The 21,946-nt window shown below is 64.0% G+C and carries 14 protein-coding genes and 3 rRNA genes; 2 read left to right on the top strand and 15 right to left on the bottom strand.

Annotation, left to right across the window (positions count from 1 at the left end):
* Positions 1–7: 7 nt before the first annotated feature.
* The 14 genes from recN to LFT44_RS07135 form a co-directional block, all read right to left on the bottom strand.
* Entirely contained in the window at positions 8–1,747 is a 1,740-nt protein-coding gene (gene recN / locus LFT44_RS07200) for a DNA repair protein RecN (protein ID WP_236801979.1), read from the bottom strand.
* Between the two features lie 4 nt (positions 1,748–1,751).
* The gene (locus tag LFT44_RS07195) at positions 1,752–2,777 is read right to left on the bottom strand and encodes an NAD kinase (protein ID WP_236801978.1); all 1,026 of its coding nucleotides are present in this window, start codon (positions 2,775–2,777) and stop codon (positions 1,752–1,754) included.
* Between the two features lie 13 nt (positions 2,778–2,790).
* Positions 2,791–3,606: a TlyA family RNA methyltransferase gene (locus LFT44_RS07190; RefSeq protein ID WP_236801977.1), complete on the bottom strand. Its 816-nt coding sequence runs from the start codon at positions 3,604–3,606 to the stop codon at positions 2,791–2,793.
* Positions 3,606–3,869, bottom strand: coding sequence for a hypothetical protein (locus tag LFT44_RS07185; protein ID WP_236801976.1), 264 nt, complete (start codon positions 3,867–3,869; stop codon positions 3,606–3,608). The genes LFT44_RS07190 and LFT44_RS07185 overlap by 1 nt, the downstream gene beginning before the upstream one ends.
* A gap of 9 nt (positions 3,870–3,878) precedes the next feature.
* The gene (locus LFT44_RS07180) at positions 3,879–4,868 is read right to left on the bottom strand and encodes an HAD-IIA family hydrolase (RefSeq protein ID WP_236801975.1); all 990 of its coding nucleotides are present in this window, start codon (positions 4,866–4,868) and stop codon (positions 3,879–3,881) included.
* Between the two features lie 6 nt (positions 4,869–4,874).
* Positions 4,875–5,798, bottom strand: a complete 924-nt coding sequence (locus LFT44_RS07175; RefSeq protein WP_236802828.1) for a hypothetical protein — start codon at positions 5,796–5,798, stop codon at positions 4,875–4,877.
* Positions 5,783–6,571, bottom strand: a complete 789-nt coding sequence (locus tag LFT44_RS07170) for a hypothetical protein (RefSeq protein WP_236801974.1) — start codon at positions 6,569–6,571, stop codon at positions 5,783–5,785. Before LFT44_RS07170 ends, LFT44_RS07175 begins: the two co-directional genes overlap by 16 nt.
* A gap of 605 nt (positions 6,572–7,176) precedes the next feature.
* Positions 7,177–8,505 (bottom strand): ISL3 family transposase, encoded by a 1,329-nt coding sequence (locus LFT44_RS07165; RefSeq protein WP_236798899.1) that lies wholly within the window; start codon positions 8,503–8,505, stop codon positions 7,177–7,179.
* 186 nt (positions 8,506–8,691) lie between these two features.
* Positions 8,692–8,808: ribosomal RNA gene (rrf, locus tag LFT44_RS07160) — 5S ribosomal RNA — on the bottom strand.
* 169 nt (positions 8,809–8,977) lie between these two features.
* Positions 8,978–12,107 (bottom strand): 23S ribosomal RNA (locus tag LFT44_RS07155).
* A 534-nt stretch (positions 12,108–12,641) separates the two neighbouring features.
* Positions 12,642–14,164, bottom strand: a 16S ribosomal RNA gene (locus LFT44_RS07150).
* The 16S, 23S and 5S rRNA genes sit together here, the layout of an rRNA operon.
* 489 nt (positions 14,165–14,653) lie before the next feature.
* Entirely contained in the window at positions 14,654–15,967 is a 1,314-nt protein-coding gene (gene tyrS, locus LFT44_RS07145; protein ID WP_236801973.1) for a tyrosine--tRNA ligase, read from the bottom strand.
* A gap of 34 nt (positions 15,968–16,001) precedes the next feature.
* Positions 16,002–18,230 carry a HelD family protein gene (locus LFT44_RS07140; RefSeq protein ID WP_236801972.1) on the bottom strand — a complete coding sequence of 743 codons (2,229 nt, stop codon included), beginning with the start codon at positions 18,228–18,230 and terminating at the stop codon, positions 16,002–16,004.
* A 51-nt stretch (positions 18,231–18,281) separates the two neighbouring features.
* The gene (locus LFT44_RS07135) at positions 18,282–18,971 is read right to left on the bottom strand and encodes a DNA-3-methyladenine glycosylase (RefSeq protein WP_236801971.1); all 690 of its coding nucleotides are present in this window, start codon (positions 18,969–18,971) and stop codon (positions 18,282–18,284) included.
* A 128-nt stretch (positions 18,972–19,099) separates the two neighbouring features.
* Here LFT44_RS07135 and LFT44_RS07130 point away from each other — a divergent pair, with 128 nt between their 5' ends.
* A complete protein-coding gene (locus LFT44_RS07130) occupies positions 19,100–20,608 on the top strand; it encodes an AlkA N-terminal domain-containing protein (protein WP_236801970.1) in 1,509 nt (502 codons plus the stop codon).
* Positions 20,605–21,099, top strand: coding sequence for a methylated-DNA--[protein]-cysteine S-methyltransferase (locus LFT44_RS07125; protein WP_236801969.1), 495 nt, complete (start codon positions 20,605–20,607; stop codon positions 21,097–21,099). The genes LFT44_RS07130 and LFT44_RS07125 overlap by 4 nt, the downstream gene beginning before the upstream one ends.
* A gap of 101 nt (positions 21,100–21,200) precedes the next feature.
* Here LFT44_RS07125 and LFT44_RS07120 read toward each other — a convergent pair whose 3' ends face one another.
* Positions 21,201–21,938 (bottom strand): maleylpyruvate isomerase family mycothiol-dependent enzyme, encoded by a 738-nt coding sequence (locus LFT44_RS07120; protein ID WP_236801968.1) that lies wholly within the window; start codon positions 21,936–21,938, stop codon positions 21,201–21,203.
* Between the last annotated feature and the right edge of the window lie 8 nt (positions 21,939–21,946).

Here is a 21,946-nt window from a genome sequence, read left to right as displayed (position 1 = left end):
GTCCCGCTCAGGCCCGCTGCGGCAGGAGTTTGGCGTCGTCCAGCAGTTCCTGGGCGTGCGCCTGCGCCGATTCCGAGTCCTCCTGGCCCGCCAGCATGCGCGCAAGCTCACGCACCCGCTCCGGTCCGTCAAGCAGCCGGACGTCACTGGAGGTGAACCCGGTGGCGGTGCCGCCGTCGGCTCCCCTGACCGATGTCTTGGTCACGGTGATGTGCTGGTCCGCGAAGGCGGCCACCTGCGGAAGGTGCGTGACCACCAGCACCTGCACGTGGCGTGCCAACATGGCCAGCCGCCGGCCGATCTCGACGGCGGCGCGCCCACCCACGCCCGCGTCCACTTCGTCGAAGACAAATGTGGGGACGGGATCGACGGCGGCCAGCACCACTTCGATGGCCAGCATCACGCGGGAGAGCTCACCACCGGAGGCACCCTTGCCCAGCGGCCGGGCCGGGGCGCCCGAGTGCGGCTGCAGCAGGAAGCTGATCTCGTCCGCGCCGTAAGGGCCCAGCTGCGCGGCGGGGTCGAGGTTGATCACCAGGGTGGCGTCGGCCATGGCCAGGGCCTTCAATTCGGCGCTGACCCGGGCGGAGAGGTCCTTGGCGGCCTTGGCCCGGATCTTGCTGATGGCCGCCGACTGCTTCTTCAGGTCCGCTTCGGCGCGGACCACTTCCCCGTCCAGGGCCTCGATGCGGGAGGAATCGTCCTGCAGCTCGTCGAACCGGACGCGTGCCTTCTCCGCCCACTCCAGCACCTCATCGATGGTGGGGGCGTATTTGCGGACCAGCTTGGCCAGGGCGGCGCGCCGGTCTTCGATCTCGGCGAGCCGTTCCGGGCCCTCGGAGTCCAGGCCCGCCTGGTAGCTGGCCAGCTCGGTGGCGATGTCGTTGAGCAGAAAGCCCACCTCGGCCAGGCGCGCGGCCGCAGATCCCAGCTCGGCGTCGTGCTCGGCCACGTGTTCAAGGGTCCGTTTGGCCGAGTCCACCAGGGTGGTGGCGTCACCCGCTTCGCCGAAGTCCTCGGCAATGAGGGCTTGGTGCGCTGTGCTGGCGGCAATTCGCAGTTCCTCAACATTGGCAAGCTTCACGGCCTCGGCCTTGAGCAGCTCGTCCTCCCCCGGCTGTGGGTCCACCTCATCGATCTCCGCCAGGGCCGCCTCCAGGGATTCAGCTTCGCGGAGCCTGTCACGGGCGGCGCTGCGCAGGGCATGCAGTTCCGCCTGGCTGGCCTTCCACCGGCTGTACAGGTCCTGGTAGGCGACCAGGGGTTTGGCCAGTGCCTCGCCGGCGAACTTGTCCAGGGCTTCGCGCTGGGCCGTGGCGCCCTTGAGCCGGATCTGGTCCGTCTGGCCGTGCACCACCACCAACGATTCGCCGATCTCGGCCAGGACGCCCACGGGTGCGGCGCGGCCGCCAAGGAACGCGCGGCTCCGTCCGTCCGCACCCAGCCGGCGGGCCAGGATCAGTTCAGTGCCTCCGTCGAACTCCTCAGCGTCGGCGCCGGCTTCGAGGGCACGGGCGACGGCGGGATGTCCGGTCTCAAGCTTGAGCACGGCTTCGGCGGTGGCGCTCTTCGCACCGCTGCGGACGGCCCCTGCGTCCGAGCGGGCGCCCAGCAGCAGTCCGACGGCGGTGACCACCATGGTCTTTCCGGCGCCGGTTTCACCGGTCACCACGCTCAGTCCCGGGCCGAGCGGAAGCGTTGCGTCGGTGATGACGCCCAGATCGCGGATTCTCAGTTCTTCAAGCATGGATTCACTTTGCAGTCGACGGATCGGGATCGCTGTCCGGGTTCTCAACGTGCGGTACGGGCAGCGGCGGCATGGGCCGGGGCGTGCGCACCACGGGGATGGGGCCGGTGTGTACGGCGTCGGACTTGGGCAGTGGCCCGCGCCAGCCGTGGATGGGCAGCTCGAACTTGCGGACCAGGCGTGCCGAGAACGGGGTCTGGTGGGTGCGGGCCAGCCGGACCGGGGTGGCTGACTTGGTCACTTCCACGCGGGCGCCGGGCGGCAGGTCCACCGAGCGCCGCCCGTCGCACCACAGGACCCCCTGGGCGTCGGTCCGGCCCAGCACCTCAACCGCCAGCCTGGACCGGGGCGATACGACGAGCGGCTTGGCGAAGAGCGCATGGGCACTGATGGGCACGATCACCAGCGCCTCCACTTCCGGCCACACGACGGGTCCGCCGGCGGAGAACGCGTACGCCGTGGATCCGGTGGGAGTGGCCAGGACAATGCCGTCGGAGCCAAAGGACGTCAGCGGACGTTCGTCCACCTCGGTCACCACTTCCAGCATCCGTTCACGGTTGGCTTTCTCGATGGCGGCCTCGTTTAAAGCCCAGGTGTGCCAAATCTTTTGGCCACGGACCCAGACCTGAACGTCGATGGTCATGCGCTCTTCCACCGTGTACTCGCGGCTGGCGATCCACTCGACGGTTTGGGCCAGGTCCGCCCGTTCACTTTCGGCCAGGAACCCCACGTGGCCCAGGTTAACGCCCAGCAGCGGGACATCCACCTCGCGGACCAGTTCGGCGGCCCGCAGGATGGTCCCGTCGCCGCCGAGGACCATGACTAGTTCAACATCGGGCAGCTGCACGTGGTCGTGGAGCACTTCCACCGGCTGGGCCAGGTGCCCGAAGAACCGCTCCATGTCCCCCAGCTCGGACTCCTGCATCACGGGGACCATGCCCGAGGCGTGCAGCAGGGCGCAGGCTTCCCAGGCGGCTTTCAGTGACTCCTCGCGGCCGGTGTGGGCAAGGACCAGTACACGCCTGCTCATCAGGTTCCGCTCTCTAGTGGTTCGGCCAGATTTGTCCGAGCAACGCAGCGGCTGCTGCCTCTCGCTCTTCGATCTTAGGCAAGTCTTTGCTGATCCTGCGTTTTATCCACAGGAAGTATTCGACGTTTCCGTCCTGTCCGGGCAACGGACTGGGCGCCAGGCCGCAGAGGTCCAGCCTTGCGTCGAGCGCTGCCTTGGCAACCTTTTCGACCGCCATCCGCCGCTCACGCTCCGAGGTGACCACCCCGGTGCGGGCCAGCCGGTCCTTGCCGATCTCGAACTGCGGCTTGACCATCAGCACCAGGTCACCGCCCGGTTCGGTGCAGTCCGCCAGCGGCTGCACCACCAGGGTGAGGGAGATGAAGGACAGGTCCGCCACGGTCAGGGCGGCGGGGCCGCCAATGTCGGCCGGGGCCATGTACCTGACGTTCATCCCCTCGTGGACGTCCACGCGGGGATCGTTGCGGAGGTGTGGCACCAACTGGCCGTGCCCGACGTCGACCGCCACCACGTGCGCGGCGCCGCGCCGAAGCAGGACGTCGGTGAAACCTCCGGTCGAGGCACCCGCGTCGAGGCACCTTTTGCCCTGCGGCAACACCTCGGGGAAGGCGTCCAGGGCGCCGGCCAGCTTGTGGGCGGCGCGGCTGGCGTAGGTGTCCTGGTCATCGAGTTCGACGGCGAGGTCCCGGCTTTCGTCAACTTGCAGGGAGGCTTTGGCGAGGACGTGGCCGCCCGAGGTGACTTTGCCCCCGGCGATGAGCGACGCTGCATGCGTGCGCGACCTCGCCAGGCCGCGGGCCACCAGGGCCTGGTCGAGGCGGACCGGCATCAGGCTGCCCCGCCGGCGCGGCCGGTTGCCGCCCTGACCTGGTCGATGGAATCGCTGTTCAGGGCTGCCAGCAGTTCGTCGTGGAGCCCGTTGTAGACAGCTTCATGGTCAGCCGCAGGGAGGCCTGGGATCCCGGAAAGCCTTGCCACGGCCCGTGCCACCTGCGGATCGCTGATGTGCTGCCCATTCTCCCGGGCGACGGGTTGCGGCCACTCCGGGGCAGGCTGGGCTGTCGAGTCGTCCGGTTCGGTCAGCTCAGTCATGGAACCAGTCTAGTGATTGAGCCACACCAGCTTGGGCGCCTGCGGGGTTGCAGCCTCTGGCATCTCCGCCCACCAGGCAGCGCAGGCCGCCCGCCAGGAGTCCAGGTTGTCCTGGCTGCCGATGATGCCCACCGCTCCGTTGGCCACGCGTGCCGTCGCTTCGCCGCACACGTAGGTGCCGTCGTCGTGCGTCACGTCCGGGTACGGGCGGTGCAGGTCCGTCAGGTTCCCGATGATGTAGTTGGGTCGTTCCGCGGAACGCGCCGCAAGGATTGTTTCGCGGGTGTCGACGCCGGTCAGCACCGCCACGGTGGCGAAGCCGGCGTTGTTGCCGCCCAGGATGTCCGTGTCCAGCCGGTCCCCCACCACCAGCGGACGCTCGGCCCCAAGACGTTTGGCAGCGGAGTGGAACAAAGGCGCCTCCGGCTTACCTGCGACCCTAGGCTGCTGCGCAGTAGCCGCGGCGACAGCAGCAACCAGGGTGCCGTTCCCCGGGGCGATCCCCCGAGCCTGTGGAATCGTCATGTCCGTGTTGGTCGCCACCCAGAGGGCGCCGGCGTTCACCACATAGGTGGCTTCCGCCAGCTCCTTCCACCCAATGCCGGGGCTGAAGCCCTGCACCACCGCCACCGGTTCCTCGTCCTGGCTGCCCACTGGCACCAGACCGGCCAGCTCGATTTCCCGGGCCAGCGCCGGACTGCCAGTGATGAGGATCCGTGACCCCGGAGCCAGCAGCGACGCCAGCAGGTCCGCCGCCGCCTGCGAGGAACTGACCACCTGGTTGTCCTCGGCGGGCGCACCCAGCTCGCGCAGGTGGGCTGCAACCTCCGCAGGCGAACGGGAGGCGTTGTTCGTCACGTAGCCCAAACCGATGCCCAGCCCGGAGAGCTTCTTCAGCGATTCCACTGCCCCGGGGATTGCATGCGGTCCCGCATACACCACGCCATCCAGGTCGGCCAGCAGGGCATCGAAGCGGGAAACCAGGGAAACGTCAGTCATGGGTGGTCAGTCCCGCCGTTCTTCATTCGCAAAGGTGTCCGCGCCGTCGTGGTGGTGTTCCGCGGCGTCCTGGTCTTCCACCTGGTCCCCGTTGCCGGGCTCGTGCGCAGCTTCGGGGTCAAGCTCGTCGTGTTCCACCGAGTCCTGGTCCGATTCGGCGTCGTCAGAGACGAAGTAGTCGGCCTCCTGGTCATCGATGCCGCCGTCCTGGACAGCCTTCGCTTCGGTGGCGCGTGGGCTCTCCGTAGCTGTGACCTCGTGGTCGGCTGCCGTTGTATCGGTGCCGGTATCGCCGCCGCTTTCAGCTCCGGAAGCCTTGGAAGCACGGTCCAGCATCCGGCGGCGTTCAGCCTCTTCCCGGGCCTCTTCTTCCTCGTCCCAGCCGAGGTCGATGATGTCAGGTTCCTCATCCGCACCCTGGCCCAGGGCATTTTCCGCCACTACAGCCTGCCGGCCCCACTTCTGCGACTCGTCGTCGCGACCTACCGCAGCAAGTGCGTCGGCGTAGGCACGGAACAGACGCGGGCTGTAGGAGAATGCACGGTTGATATCCAGCTGCGGGATCTCGAGCTCCGCCACTGCCGCGTCCAGCTGTCCCAGGTCGGTCCGGGCGCCGGCGGCAACAATGGCCAGTTCAACCTTGCCGGGAGCATCCAGATCCTGGGCTTCCTCCGAGCGGGCAACGTCCAGGGCGCGGTCGGGCCGGCCCAGGCCACGTTCACAGTCGGCCATCACGGGCAGATGCACGTTGGAGCCGCTGATGCGCCGGAAGGTGCGGAACTCGCGGAGCGCTTCACCGTAGTGGCCGGCAGCGTAAGCAGTCAGTCCTACGGCTTCACGCACGGCCGCCAGCCGTCCGCCGCGACGGCTGGCGGCAAGGGCGTGCTGGAAGGCCAGCTCGGGCTCGTCATCAATCAGGCGTCCGGCCATGACCAGGTGGCGGGCCACCCATTCCGCGCTCTTGGACTCGAGCGTCTTGATCTGGTGCTGCGTGGCGCGGTCGAGCTCCTTGCCCGTGACGTCCTCGTCGATTTCGGGTGAGCGTTCCCGGTCAGGGCGGTTGGCGCTGCGAAGGTCCGCGGCGTTGGGCACGCGCGCGGGGCGTTCCTCCTGGCGGTCGCGGCCGAAGCTGCGGGGGCCGGAATCACGGGGGCCTGCGCCGCGGCCGGACTCGGCACGTGAGTCTCGGCGGTCAAAGCTGCGGGGCGCACGTTCCTGCCGGTCGCCAAACGGTTTGCGGTTGTCGCCACCGAACCCACGGCGCTCACCCTCACCATCACGGCGCGGACGATCACCATAAGGCTTACGGTCACGATCAGCGCCGCCACCGAAACCACGACGGTCACCCTCACCATCACGACGCGGACGATCACCATAAGGCTTACGGTCACGATCAGCGCCGCCACCGAAACCACGACGGTCACCCTCACCATCACGACGCGGACGATCACCATAAGGCTTCCGATCACGGTCACCGCCGCCACCGAAACCACGACGGTCACCCTCACCATCACGACGCGGACGATCACCAAAGGGCTTCCGATCACGGTCACCGCCGCCACCGAAACCACGACGGTCACCCTCACCATCACGACGCGGACGATCACCAAAGGGCTTCCGATCACGATCACCGCCGCCACCGAAACCACGACGGTCACCCTCACCATCACGACGCGGACGATCACCAAAGGGCTTCCGGTCACGATCCTCGTAGGATTTACGCTCCCCGCCTCCGGTAGCTCCACCGCGGGAGAAATTGTTGCCGTCCCGGTCAGACCGCGACCTAAAGCCGCGGGGCTCACCGCCGGAGTTGTTGTTGCCGCGGAACGCCCCGCGGTCGTTGCCGCGGTTGCCACCGTTGTGCTCGGCCATATGGATTCCTCCTGTTGTGAGCCGACCACTGGCGCAACTGCAGCCGCTCGTTTCGTTTCCTACGCAACCCGAAATCAAGCGCTTCGAAGTCCGTACATCTTCATCAATTCTAGTGGAGCCGCAAAATCCCCTGGGACGATGGGAGCCCTGGCGGCGGTATCGTGGCCATCTTCACACCAACCAGGGACTGTGGTTCTCCCCAACAACGCCCGCTCACGTGTGGCGGGTTCTCCCCCGACGCCCGCTCACATCTGGCAGGTTTTCCCCCGGCCTCCGCTCACGGGGCATGGCCTGAGGTGAGCGGGGGTTGATCGCTTACCCGTCAAAGGTCAGCGTGGGTTGATCGCTTACCCGTCAAAGGTGAGCGGGGGTTGATGGTTCACCCGTCAAAGGGGCTCTTCGCGGTTCGTGGGGAAACGGGTCCCTGGAATGAGCGTCATGCCGCCGTCCGGACGGCACTTCGTAAGAGAATAACGGATTTGTAGTTGGCTGCGTTGCGGTACCCGCGGGCGGTTCGCTTGATGTTCTTGATAGCGGTGTTGTTGGCCTCGACCTTCCCTGTTGTGGCGCCGGTAATGATCAGCACCTCTATCTCTTTCCACCATCTGCAGACGGTTCGGTAGAGCCTGTTCGTCTCCGGCCGTGCGGCTGCCCTGACCAGTTCCTCGAGTACCGTCTTGGCCGTCGCGGCGTCTTCGAGCGAGCCGGTGCGGAGTAGTGCCCGGAGTTGTTCCTTGACGTTCCAAACAGCCTGGAGGGTTCCTGTGGGATCGTCCAGGGTGAATACTTCCTCGAGTCGGCGGCCGGCCCTGCAGCTGAGGGTGTCGCCGCCCCGGAGGAGCAGCATGCGGTGGGCCCAGGCCTTGTCGATGGCCCGGCCGCGGCGGCCCTTGACCTGTTGCGAGAGGTTCTGCCGGGTCTCCGTCATGGCCTGGTTCGCCAGGGAGATCAGGTGGAAATGATCAACGGCGACTGCCGTGCGCGGCAGCCACATCCGGAGCGCTTTACGGAATGCCGCCGAGGGGTCGATCGCGACGACCTGCACGGCCAGGCGCCACTCCAGGGGCCGGGCGAACAGCCAGTCCCCGACGCCCTTGTGGTCCCGCCCGTCGACGACACCGAGGACCTGGCCGGTGTCGAGATCAACGATGGTTGTCATCCAGGGTTCGAACCGGGTCCACGCCTTCGTTGACGGGTCCTGGAAGTAGCGCACGGACCGGAACCGGTGTTCGTCGATGCCGAGCATCCGCGGGCTGAGCTTGTCCACGTCGGGCAACCGCAGCAGGCAGGCTTCGGTCACCGCAGCCCGGACCATCCACCAGGACACGGAGAAGCCGGCAGCGGTCTCCGAGACGGCCCGGCCGGAGCGGATGACGGCGTCCACGAGCTGGTCCCGAAGGCGGCTCGTGGACCGGGCATGGCGCGGGACCTGGGGCGTGGATTCGAAGAACGAGAGCCGGTCGCAGGCCGGTTCCTCGCAGTACCAGCGGTACTTGGACCAGAGGACCTCCACGGGCCCGGCGACAGGAATATCACGGAGCCGTTGAAGGCGGCGCTCTTTCCGCCGGGAAGCGATGACCCCGCAGCTCGGGCAGCCCGGTAGCTGGTCCGTTTCAACGATGACCTGCCTCCGGCCGGCAGTGATGGTGGTGGAGATGACATGGTAGTCGGGCAGGTTGAAGAGGATAGTGGCAGCGTCGGCTGCGACCCCGGTAGGCTCGTTCAAAGGCTCGTGGTCCTGTTCCAGGTTGAATGCTAGACACACTCATCCCAGCAGGGCCACGGGCCCTCTTGTCTTCAACGACACGAACTCAATTCCCCACCAACCACGAAGAGCCGTTTTACCCGCCGGAGGTGGGCTGGGGTTTCTGGGAGCCGGGGCCTGGCGGCTGTGGTGGTTAAAGTGGTAGGGCCCTGACGTTTCGTTGTCAGGGCCCTACTGTAATAGTTGTTCCGGCGGTGACCTACTCTCCCACACCCTCCCGGGTGCAGTACCATCGGCGCTGTGGGTCTTAGCTTCCGGGTTCGGAATGGGACCGGGCGTTTCCCCCACGCTATGACCGCCGTAACCTTTTCACCCGAACCCCCCTGGTGTTGCCTGGGGGTGGGAAGACTTTGTGGTTACAACATTGGTGGTGTTGTTGTATTCAGTTGTTGGTTCCGTGCCATCGACCCGTGTTGGGGGTTGTTGGTTGGGAACCACATAGTGGACGCAAGCAGAGTTTTGTATGTTCTGTGTGGTGTAAGTTGTTGGCCTATTAGTACCGGTCAGCTTCACGAGTCGTTAGTCCTCGCTTCCACATCCGGCCTATCAACCCAGTGGTCTGGCTGGGGGCCTCTCACACCCGAGGGTGTATGGAAATCTCATCTTGAAGCGAGCTTCCCGCTTAGATGCTTTCAGCGGTTATCCCATCCGAACGTAGCTAATCAGCGGTGCACTTGGCAGTACAACTGACACACCAGAGGTTCGTCCGTCCCGGTCCTCTCGTACTAAGGACAGCCCTTCTCAAATTTCCTGCGCGCGCAGCGGATAGGGACCGAACTGTCTCACGACGTTCTAAACCCAGCTCGCGTACCGCTTTAATGGGCGAACAGCCCAACCCTTGGGACCTACTCCAGCCCCAGGATGCGACGAGCCGACATCGAGGTGCCAAACCATGCCGTCGATATGGACTCTTGGGCAAGATCAGCCTGTTATCCCCGAGGTACCTTTTATCCGTTGAGCGACGGCCATTCCACAATGTACCGCCGGATCACTAGTCCCGACTTTCGTCCCTGCTCGAGATGTCTCTCTCACAGTCAAGCTCCCTTGTGCACTTACACTCGACACCTGATTGCCAACCAGGCTGAGGGAACCTTTGGGCGCCTCCGTTACTTTTTAGGAGGCAACCGCCCCAGTTAAACTACCCATCAGGCACTGTCCCTGACCCGGATTACGGGCCGAAGTTAGATGTCCAAAGTGACCAGAGTGGTATTTCAACGATGACTCCACCCGAACTGGCGTCCGGGCTTCAACGTCTCCCACCTATCCTACACAAGCCACTCCGAACACCAATACCAAACTATAGTAAAGGTCTCGGGGTCTTTCCGTCCTGCTGCGCGTAACGAGCATCTTTACTCGTACTGCAATTTCGCCGAGTTTATGGTTGAGACAGCGGGGAAGTCGTTACTCCATTCGTGCAGGTCGGAACTTACCCGACAAGGAATTTCGCTACCTTAGGATGGTTATAGTTACCACCGCCGTTTACTGGGGCTTAAATTCTCAGCTTCGCCTTGCGGCTAACCGGTCCTCTTAACCTTCCAGCACCGGGCAGGAGTCAGTCCGTATACATCGTCTTGCGACTTCGCACGGACCTGTGTTTTTAGTAAACAGTCGCTTCCCCCTGGTCTCTGCGGCCCCGATCCCCTCCCACCAGCGATGTGGTGTTCAAGGTTGGGGCCCCCCTTCTCCCGAAGTTACGGGGGCATTTTGCCGAGTTCCTTAACCATAATTCTCTCGATCGCCTTGGTATTCTCTACCTGATCACCTGTGTCGGTTTGGGGTACGGGCGGCTAAAACCTCGCGTCGATGCTTTTCTCGGCAGCATAGGATCACCAAATCCCCCCATACGGGGGTCCCATCAGATCTCAGGCCATATGAATGGCGGATTTGCCTACCATTCGCCCTACATCCTTAGACCGGGACAACCATCGCCCGGCTCGGCTACCTTCCTGCGTCACACCTGTTAATACGCTTGCCTCCCGGGATCAGGTCCTGCGCTCCACCAAAACCCTTCACCCACAAGGGGTGTCAGGCAGGTTTCGGGCAGTTAGTATCCCCCGCTCAGCATGGGCGGTTTTTCGCCGGTACGGGAATATCAACCCGTTGTCCATCGACTACGCCTGTCGGCCTCGCCTTAGGTCCCGACTTACCCAGGGCAGATTAGCTTGACCCTGGAACCCTTGATCATTCGGCGGACGGGTTTCTCACCCGTCTTTCGCTACTCATGCCTGCATTCTCACTCGTGTAGGCTCCACCACTGGTTTACACCGCAGCTTCACCGCCCACACGACGCTCCCCTACCCATCCACACTCCTGAACCACGAAGGCTAGGACAATATGTGAATGCCACAACTTCGGCGGTGTACTTGAGCCCCGCTACATTGTCGGCGCGGAATCACTTGACCAGTGAGCTATTACGCACTCTTTTAAGGGTGGCTGCTTCTAAGCCAACCTCCTGGTTGTCTGGGCAACTCCACATCCTTTCCCACTTAGCACACGCTTAGGGGCCTTAGTTGGTGGTCTGGGCTGTTTCCCTCTCGACTATGAAGCTTATCCCCCACAGTCTCACTGCTGCGCTCTCACTTACCGGCATTCGGAGTTTGGCTGACGTCAGTAACCTTGTAGGGCCCATTAGCCATCCAGTAGCTCTACCTCCAGCAAGAAACACGCAACGCTGCACCTAAATGCATTTCGGGGAGAACCAGCTATCACGAAGTTTGATTGGCCTTTCACCCCTACCCACAGCTCATCCCCTCCATTTTCAACTGAAGTGGGTTCGGTCCTCCACGACGTCTTACCGTCGCTTCAACCTGGCCATGGGTAGATCACTTCGCTTCGGGTCTAGATCACGCCACTCACACGCCCTATTCAGACTCGCTTTCGCTACGGCTGCCCCACACGGGTTAACCTCGCGACGTAACACTAACTCGCAGGCTCATTCTTCAAAAGGCACGCCGTCACCAGAATCAGACTGGCTCCGACGGATTGTAAGCACACGGTTTCAGGTACTGTTTCACTCCCCTCCCGGGGTACTTTTCACCTTTCCCTCACGGTACTGGTCCGCTATCGGTCATTAGGGAGTATTTAGGCTTATCAGGTGGTCCTGACAGATTCGCACGGGATTTCTCGGGCCCCGTACTACTTGGGATACTCTCACAGGCGGTACAAACACATTACGGTTACGGGACTAACACCCTCTCTGGCCGGCCTTTCAAAACCGTTCACCTATGCGCGCACATCACACCCCACCAGCCCGGCAGAACTGGTATGGAAAGTCCCACAACCCCGACCATGCAACGCCCGCCGGCTATCACACATGGAACGGTTTAGCCTGATCCGCGTTCGCTCGCCACTACTAACGGAATCACTATTGTTTTCTCTTCCTGCGGGTACTGAGATGTTTCACTTCCCCGCGTTCCCCCCACGCACCCTATGTGTTCAGGTACGGGTCACCAGGCAACTCACGCCCCTGGCGGGGTTTCCCCATTCGGACACCCTGGGATCACAGTCCGGTTATCGACTCCCCCAGGCTTATCGCAGATTCCTACGTCCTTCTTCGGCTCCTAATGCCAAGGCATCCACCGTGTGCTCTTAAAAACTTGACCACAAAGATCAAAAACATTTTCGAGAGAACCACAGAAACTGTCCCGCGCACCCAAAGGCACACGAACCAGATCCAGGTTCATAATCTTGGAAATTGCTTCTTATACAAGATGCTCGCGTCCACTATGTAGTTCTCAAACAACAACCCCACACCACACACCCCACACACAAACCCCCAAAAAAAGGAGTCAAACACGTGCAGGACGTCATGGCAGGGAAACCAGAAACAAACAAACCCACAACACCAGGCCCACCCTTCCCACAAAGGAAAGAACAACCCCAGCACCATGGTCCTGTTGTCTCAGGACCCAACAGTGTGCCAAACACTAAACCACCCGGCAAACCCCCGGCCCACCGTTCCAGAACCACCAGGGTTCGTACTAAAGAAGACCAAAAGACCAGACAGCCGCTATTTGTTGATATTCCACCCTTGAGCACCCGCCACGGAACAGTCGTCCGTGCAACGGGCCTTTACTCCTGACAACACACCCACCACCAACATGCATTGGCGACGGATCATTGTAGGTGCTCCTTAGAAAGGAGGTGATCCAGCCGCACCTTCCGGTACGGCTACCTTGTTACGACTTAGTCCCAATCGCCAGTCCCACCTTCGACAGCTCCCTCCCACAAGGGGTTAGGCCACCGGCTTCGGGTGTTACCAACTTTCGTGACTTGACGGGCGGTGTGTACAAGGCCCGGGAACGTATTCACCGCAGCGTTGCTGATCTGCGATTACTAGCGACTCCGACTTCATGGGGTCGAGTTGCAGACCCCAATCCGAACTGAGACCGGCTTTTTGGGATTAGCTCCACCTCACAGTATCGCAACCCTTTGTACCGGCCATTGTAGCATGCGTGAAGCCCAAGACATAAGGGGCATGATGATTTGACGTCGTCCCCACCTTCCTCCGAGTTGACCCCGGCAGTCTCCCATGAGTCCCCGGCACTACCCGCTGGCAACATGGAACGAGGGTTGCGCTCGTTGCGGGACTTAACCCAACATCTCACGACACGAGCTGACGACAACCATGCACCACCTGTAAACCAACCCCAAAGGGGAAGGACTGTTTCCAGCCCGGTCTGGTTCATGTCAAGCCTTGGTAAGGTTCTTCGCGTTGCATCGAATTAATCCGCATGCTCCGCCGCTTGTGCGGGCCCCCGTCAATTCCTTTGAGTTTTAGCCTTGCGGCCGTACTCCCCAGGCGGGGCACTTAATGCGTTAGCTACGGCGCGGAAAACGTGGAATGTCCCCCACACCTAGTGCCCAACGTTTACGGCATGGACTACCAGGGTATCTAATCCTGTTCGCTCCCCATGCTTTCGCTCCTCAGCGTCAGTTAATGCCCAGAGACCTGCCTTCGCCATCGGTGTTCCTCCTGATATCTGCGCATTTCACCGCTACACCAGGAATTCCAGTCTCCCCTACATCACTCTAGTCTGCCCGTACCCACCGCAGATCCGGAGTTGAGCCCCGGACTTTCACGGCAGACGCGACAAACCGCCTACGAGCTCTTTACGCCCAATAATTCCGGATAACGCTTGCGCCCTACGTATTACCGCGGCTGCTGGCACGTAGTTAGCCGGCGCTTCTTCTGCAGGTACCGTCACTTACGCTTCTTCCCTACTGAAAGAGGTTTACAACCCGAAGGCCGTCATCCCTCACGCGGCGTCGCTGCATCAGGCTTTCGCCCATTGTGCAATATTCCCCACTGCTGCCTCCCGTAGGAGTCTGGGCCGTGTCTCAGTCCCAGTGTGGCCGGTCACCCTCTCAGGCCGGCTACCCGTCGTCGCCTTGGTAGGCCATTACCCCACCAACAAGCTGATAGGCCGCGAGTCCATCCAAAACCACAAAAGCTTTCCACCAACCACCATGCGATGATCAGTCATATCCGGTATTAGACCCAGTTTCCCAGGCTTATCCCAGAGTCAAGGGCAGGTTACTCACGTGTTACTCACCCGTTCGCCACTAATCCACCAGCAAGCTGGCATCATCGTTCGACTTGCATGTGTTAAGCACGCCGCCAGCGTTCATCCTGAGCCAGGATCAAACTCTCCGTTGAAAACAAACAGACACAACCACAACCACCGGAAATAACGGCGACCACGGCTGCACAAAATTTGAAACCAGCCAAAAACACCATGCACACCACGGGGTGGCGGCACAGCACAATCAACCAATCACATTACATAATCGGTATCAACAAACTTGGCACACTATTGAGTTCTCAAACAACAGACACATTCGAATATTCCCGGAAACAATTCAAAGAATTTCCATTCCGTATTTCTTCGCTGCGATGTTTTTATCTTATTTCATTCATATTCACTTTTGCAAATCCGGCTATTTTCCCGGAATCAGCTTGGCGAAATGAATCTGCCCAGCAAAATAAGAAGCAGCTTCTCGGGATCCGCGTATTCGCGGTAAGAATTGCTTCTCATTAGTTGGGGGTTTGTCACCACTCAGCGGCGGCGACTCAGAAAACAATACACGCCCCCCAGCGGCCGTGCAAATCGGCTGCCGAAGGGCGTGCATGCAGGACTCAGAGGTGCTAGGGAACCAGTACCTCAACAGTGGCCAGGTTCTTCTTACCCCTGCGCAGGAGCAGGTACTGGCCGTGCAGAAGTTCAGACTCCGAGATCACGGCCTCGGGATCGGACACCTTCTCGTTGTTCACGTAGGCGCCACCCTCCCCTACCGTTCGTCGAGCGGCAGATTTGCTTTCGGACAGACCGGACGCCACCAGCAGGTCCACAATCCCCATCTCATCCACCTGCACGGTGGTGGTGGGCAATTCGGAAGTGGCGGCCTGGAGGGTTGCCTTGTCCAGGGCAGCCAGGTCACCGTTTCCGAACAATGCCGCGGAAGCATTGATCACCTTTTCGGTGGCCTCCACGCCGTGCACCAGTGAGGTCACTTCGAAGGCGAGCTTCCGCTGTCCTTCACGGGCGAATGGACGTTCAGCCACTGAAACGGCAATTTCTTCGATTTCGGCGCGCGTCAGGAAGGTGAACACCTTGAGCCGGTCCACCACATCTGCGTCGGCGGTGTTGAGCCAGAACTGGTAGAAGGCGTACGGGCTGCACATGCCGGCGTCGAGCCAGATGGCGTTGCCCTCGCTCTTGCCAAACTTGGTTCCATCGGAGTTGGTGATAAGCGGGGTTCCAAGGGCGTGGACGCTCTTGCCCTCGACTTTGCGGATCAGTTCCGTACCGCTGGTGAGGTTGCCCCACTGGTCCGAGCCGCCGGTCTGCAGGACGCAGCCGTAATCGCGGTAGAGCTGCAGGTAGTCCATGCCCTGCAGGATCTGGTAGCTGAACTCGGTGTAGCTAATGCCCTCATCGGAGTTCAGCCGGGATGCCACGGCGTCCTTGCGCAGCATGGTGCCCACGCGGAAATGCTTTCCCACTTCACGCAGGAAGTCGATGGCGCTCAGCGGCGCCGTCCAATCCAGGTTGTTCACCATCCTGGCAGCGTTGTCTCCCTCGAAGCTGAGGAAGCGCTGCACCTGGGCCTGGAGGTAGCCAACCCACTCCGCCACCGTGTCCTTGGTGTTCAAGGTGCGTTCCGCCGTCGGACGCGGGTCACCGATCATGCCGGTGGAACCGCCCACCAGTCCCAGCGGCTTGTGGCCGGCCAACTGAAGCCGCCGCATGACCAGCAACTGGACCAGGTTGCCCAGGTGCAGGCTCGGCGCGGTGGGGTCGAAGCCGCAATAGTAGGTGACCGGCCCGTTGGCGAGGAGCTTTTCCAGCTCTGCTTCGTCAGTGGAGACATGGACCAGCCCACGCCACTTCAGTTCCTGCCAAATATTGGCGAAAGTGGGGTCATTGCGCTGCGGTTCGAGGTTGTTCAGTTCAGGCACGCTTCCTAAGTTAGCAGTAACGCCGAAGGCGCCGTCAGCCGGCAATCCCTGGCGGCACCGGTTCCGCTGCAATCAGCCGCAACCGTTGAGTGGCGCGGGTCATGGCCACGTAAAGGTCCCCCACCTTGCCGTGCTCGTGGTTGAGCATCATCGACGGTTCCAGGACCACTACGCCGTCGAACTCCAGGCCTTTCGCCTCACGGGGGCTGATGACCACGATGTCCTGCTCGTAGCTGCCGGCCCCACTGCCGATCCGGCGCCCGTACACGGCACGCAGTGCTGATGTGGCCTGGGGCAGCAGGTCACCATCGGCAATCACGGCCAGCAGGCCGCCGTCGAGCGCTTCAAGCTCCTCCGGAAGCACCTCGACGAGCCGGTCCACCACGGCACCGGGAGAGACTTCGTCGATGATGGGCTCCCAGCGGCCTTCCCGGACGGCCTTGGGGGCGGAAACAACAAGCCCGGCGGCGTTGGCCATCCGGACAGCTGCCTCGGCGATCTGCGACGGCGTACGGTAGTTGACGGTCAGCTCCTCCAGCTGCCAACGGTCCCCGAACATCGGCGCCAGTGCCCCCTGCCAGGAGTTGGCTCCCGCCACAGAGCTGGTCTGCGCGATGTCACCGACGATGGTGAAGGACTTCAGCGGGCAGCGGCGCACCAGCAGCCGCCACTGCATGGGCGACAGCTCCTGGGCCTCATCGACCACGATGTGCCCAAACGCCCAGGTGCGGTCGCTGGTTGCCCGCTCTGCGGCTGTCTGCCGGACATCCTGCTCCCGGTTCTGCTCGGCCAGCTCTTCGGCCGACATAAGCGGGTCCACCCCGGCGGCCTCCATGTTTACCAGGGTTTGCTTGGCGTTGGCCAGGTCCCGGGCACGGTCGTGCTCCTGCTGGGCCAGCCCGCGCCCGGCCGCCGGATCCAGCTCGCCGAGCAGTTCGGCGGCCTCGTCCAGCAGCGGCACGTCGGACTCGGTCCAGGGGGCATCAGCAGGCCGCTGCAGCAGGGCGCGCTCCGCCGGGGTCAGGTTGGGGGTGCAGAACTCCAGTATTTCCGGCTTGCTGAAGAGATCGGTAATCAGCTTCTCCGGCGTCATGGGCATCCAGCAGAGGTTCAGGGCGATCCGCACGTCCCGGGCAGTGCGGACGTCCTCCGCAAGGTAGGAGCGGTCCGCGTTGTTGCCGATGTTGCCGGCCTCGACGAGCTCGGTCATCTGCTCGGTCAGCTCGCGCAGCAGGATTTTCACAAACGTCACGCGTGCCTCGTTGTACGGCTTTCCGGTGGCGCGTGCACGTTCCCGGGCCCGGCGGACCTGGCGGGGCGTCAGCGTGAGCTTGCGTCCGTCCACTTCGAGGATCCGGTTCTGGGCAGGGACGCGCATGCGGTTGGAGACGGCGTTGGCCACGATGGCAGCCATGTCCAGGCGCCCCTTGATGGCGGCCACGGCCGCGTTTGCTTCGGGCACGGCGTTGATGCCGGGCATCAGGCGGCCGACGCTGGCCATGACCACGCCGGTCTCGCCGAGTGAGGGCAGCACCCGTTCGATGTATTTCATGAACGACGACGACGGGCCCACCAGCAGCACGCCTGCACTCTTGAGGCGGTCGCGGTGGGTGTAGAGCAGGTAGGCGGCGCGGTGCAGGGCCACGGCGGTCTTGCCCGTGCCCGGCCCGCCCTGGACCACCACGGCTCCGGAGATGGAGGAGCGGATGATGCGGTCCTGTTCGGACTGGATGGTGCTGACGATGTCCGACATGCGGCCTGTGCGCTTGGAGTTCAGCGCAGCCAGCAGGGCGCCTTCGCCCTGGAGGGACTCGGCGTCCGTGAGCATGGAGGCGTCCAGGACATCGTCTTCAATGGCCTTGACGTCGCGTCCCTGCAGGATCAGGTGCCGGCGGCGGCGCACGCCCTGCCGGTCAAAGGCTGTGGCCTGGTAGAAGTGCCCGGCCTCGGGGGCGCGCCAGTCCACCATCAGCCGCTGCAGGTCCTCGGTGGTGAGCCCGATGCGGCCGATGTACTGTGCTTCCCCGGAGTCCAGGTCCAGGCGGCCGAAGACCAGCCGGTCATCCACCGCGTCCAGCTGCGCCAGGCGGTCCTCATACAGCGCGGCGAACGCGTCACGTTCTGAAACGTTCTGCATGGTGCCCACGGCTCCGGCACGACGGACCTGCGCCAGCTGACGGCGCTTTTCCTCCCGGAGTTCCTCCAGCCGGGCGTACAGGCCGGCAACATACTCCCGTTCGTGGGCCAATTCGGCATCGAGCATTAACGTTCCCCTATCGCGAAAGACAGACCGTCCATTCTACTACCATTTCGATTAACGCTTGTGAAACGTTGCGCCGGGCGGCGCATCTGCCATCCGCTTCCGGGCACGGGGCTGCGCCGCCTTGTATTTGGACACCGTGGGGTCGCCGGTGAGCCAGAACCGCCAGGCGTACTCGTCCGAACCTCCCGCTCCTGCCACGCCCACCCGCGGGCCGGAACTGACGGGACCGCTGGCGCCGGAGGGAAGCTCCAGGCCGAAAGGTGGAGCCAGCGCGTCCCGGCCGCTGTCCGCCGTCGTCAATCCCAGCGCCTTGGCGAGACGGGCAGGCCCGCTGGCCAGGTCCGCGGGACTTTTCGACGTCGGCCGGCGCCGCTGCGCCAGTTCCAGCCCGTCCACGATTTCGCCGGCCCGGAGCAGAAGGGCGGAGGCGACGCCGGCGGGACCGCAGACGATGTTGGTGCAGTGGTGCATCCCGTAGGTGAAGTAGACGTAGAGGTGCCCGGCGGGACCGAACATGGGGGCGTTGCGGGGTGTCGGGCCACGGTAGGTGTGCGAGCCGGGATCCGGGTGCACGGAGTCCTCGGGTCCCATGTAGGCCTCCACCTCGGTGAGCCGGATGGAAACGGCGCCGTCGCGTGACTCATGGGTCAGCACGGCGCCCAGCAGCTGCGGGGCGAGCTCACGGGCGTCGGCGGACAGGAAGTTCCGCAACCCGTCCGCTCCCAAAGTGCTTTCGTTCATTACTTGACCTTACCCAGATGCTGCGGATTTGATCCTCGGTGAAGCCTGGCCTGGCGAAGTTTTGCCCCCTCCACGCCCATGTCCGATTTCCGCTAGTAGCAGCGAACCCGGGCTGGCAGGATGGAGGAATGGACTTCTGGCAGCGCTACCGGGCAATCGATGCCCGCGACCCCCGGTTCGACGGCCAGTTCTTCACCGCCGTCCGCAGCACGGGGATCTACTGCCGCCCCTCCTGCCCGGCCCGGACACCCAAGGCGGCGAATGTGACGTTCTACGAGACGTCCGCGGCGGCCCACGAGGCAGGCTACCGGGCGTGCAAGCGTTGCCTGCCTGAGGCTGTGCCGGGCACCCCGGCGTGGAACGTGCGGCAGGACGTGGCGGGCCGCGCCATGCGGCTGATCAACGACGGGGTGATCAACCGGGACGGGGTGGCAGGCCTTGCCGCCCGGCTGGGTTATTCGCCCCGGCAGCTCAACCGGATCCTGGGCCAGGAACTCGGTGCCGGCCCCCTGTCCCTGGCCCGCGCGGCGAGGGCCCAGACAGCCCGCACCCTGCTGGTGTCCACGTCCATGAAGCTCGCCGACGTGGCGTTTGCCGCCGGCTTCAGCAGCGTCAGGCAGTTCAATGAGACCATCGCCGAGGTGTTCGCCATGACGCCCACGGCCCTTCGTCAAACGTCCCGGCACCCTTCGCGTGACGGCGGCACGACGGCCCTGACCCTGGGCCTGCCCTACCGCCCGCCCTTCGACCCGGGTATCTTCTCCTTCCTTGCAGTCCGGGCCATTCCCGGAATCGAGGAAGGGACGGCCACCTCCTACGCCCGGACCCTGCGGCTCCCCCACGGCGACGCGCGCTTCCGCGTGGAGTACGACGGCGGCACCCGGGAGCGGCAGCTGACACTCACCGTCGGCGCGGTGGACCTGCGCGACCTTCCGGCGCTGCTCAGCCGCGTGCGCAGGCTGTTCGACCTCGACGCCGACCCGGAAGCCATGGATTCCGCCCTCGTCGCCGACCCCAGGCTCGCTGCCTCCGTCGGTGAGGCGCCGGGGATGCGGATGCCCGGCGCGCTGGATCCCCAGGAGCTGCTGGTCCGGGCCATGGTGGGCCAGCAGGTCACTGTGGCGGCGGCCCGTACCGCGTTGACCCAACTGTCCGCGGCCGGCAGTCCCTCCAGTGCTCCCGGCGAGGGCCTGGACCGCTTGTTTCCCACCCCGGCGGAGATCGCGGCGGGGAGTCATTTGCTCCGCGGTCCACGGCGCAGGATCGAATCGCTGGTGCAGGCCGCGGCCGCGATGGCTGAAGGACACCTCGAGTTCGGATACGGGGACGACCTGGCCGGCCTGCGCGCCAAACTGCTGCCCTTGCCCGGCGTGGGCCCATGGACCGTGGGATACGTGGCAATGCGGGTCCTGGGCGCACCGGACGTCTTCCTTGCCAACGACGCCGCGGTCCGGAACGGGATCCGCGCCCTCGATAATGGAGGCAAAGCCAATGGGGACAACACCGATGGGCACAGCGCCCTGAGCCCCGACTTCCGCGAGACCAGCCCGTGGCGTTCCTACGCCACCATGCACCTTTGGCGCGCTGCTGCCCGGCCCGCCCTGACAACCGCCGCTCCTGGGAAAGGGATGCCATGAAAGCCCAACTGCTGCAGCTGTCCACGCCGGACGGACCGTTCACCGTCCTTGCCCGGGACGGCGTGGTCCTTGCCTCGGGCTGGACGGCCGGCCTTGCTGAACTGACCGGGCAGGTCCATCCCGCCCTCCGCCCCGAGACCGTGGAAGAGGTGGCGGACCTCGGGGACATCTCTTCCGCCGTCGAGGCCTTCTACGACGGCGACCCCGCCCCTGCCATGGCCGTGCCAGTCCTTCAGCAGTCGGGCCCGTTCCGCGTCCACGCCTGGGAGGTCCTGCGCCAGGTCAAGCCGGGTTCGCCCGTCACGTATACCGAGTACGCCGCCTTGGCCGGTAACCCGGGCGCTGTCCGGGCCGCCGCCAGCGCCTGCGCCTTCAACGCCGCGGCGCTGTTCGTTCCCTGCCACCGGGTGATCCGGACGGACGGGTCGCTGGGTGGCTTCCGCTGGGGCCTGCGCGTCAAGGAGAGCCTGCTGGCCCGGGAAGCGGGCTAAGCGCTCTTCTCCCCCGAGCGCGAGATGGCATTTAACGGCAGTGTTGCGCCGCGGCATTGCCGTTAAGTGCCATCTCGCGGAGAGGCTGGGGGCTGGGACTGCTACTTCGGTTCCGGCATTGCCGACGGCCACGGCCGCAGGGTGGGAAGATCCGTACTGTCCCCGGCGGCAGTGGCACGGAGGCTGTCCAGGGACGGCTTCCGTCCGGCCAGCCAGGCGGCGATGTCGGTGACCATGCCGCTGACGACGACGGTGCTGCCGCCGGCTCCAAGGGCCAGCGGCGGCAGTGCCACGGGCTGCAGGACCAACCTGGTTTCGGCCGGCACGCGGGCGGCCAGGAAGTCGAACAGGTGGGAGCAGAACTCCCGGTTCCAGGTTTCCGGTCCCGTGCCGCTGTCCAGGTCCGCGGTGTGGATGACCAGTTCCCGCCAGAGCGCCAGCCCCGCGTCGAAGATCACTCCGTCGCGGAACGCGATGCGCGTCTGCCACTCATCCTCGCCGAGGGCGTCGAATGCGGCCAAGGCCCGCTGCAGCGCGGCGTCCACGTCCTGCCGGTGCTGCGCAAGGCTGTGCCCGGCGGCGAGCTCGATGGCCCGGTTGCGGCCTTCCACGCCGCCGTCGTAAAGCTCCACCTTTTCGCCGCGCCGACCGTATTCCACTTGCCGGGCCAAGGCTTCGCAAATGCCGGCGATGTGGGCCAGGAGGTGTCCGCGGCTCCAGCCGGGAAGGGTGGACGGAGCGCGTTCGCCGCCGTCGGGGATCCGGTCCAGTCCGGCTGTCAATGCCGTGGCGGCCTTGTGCAGTTCAGCCAGCAGACCGGCAGGAGAAGGAGAGGTCATGCGGCCAG

Source organism: Arthrobacter sp. FW306-05-C, assembly GCF_021801725.1.
GTDB lineage: Bacteria > Actinomycetota > Actinomycetes > Actinomycetales > Micrococcaceae > Arthrobacter.
This window is presented reverse-complemented; position numbering and strand designations above follow the sequence as displayed.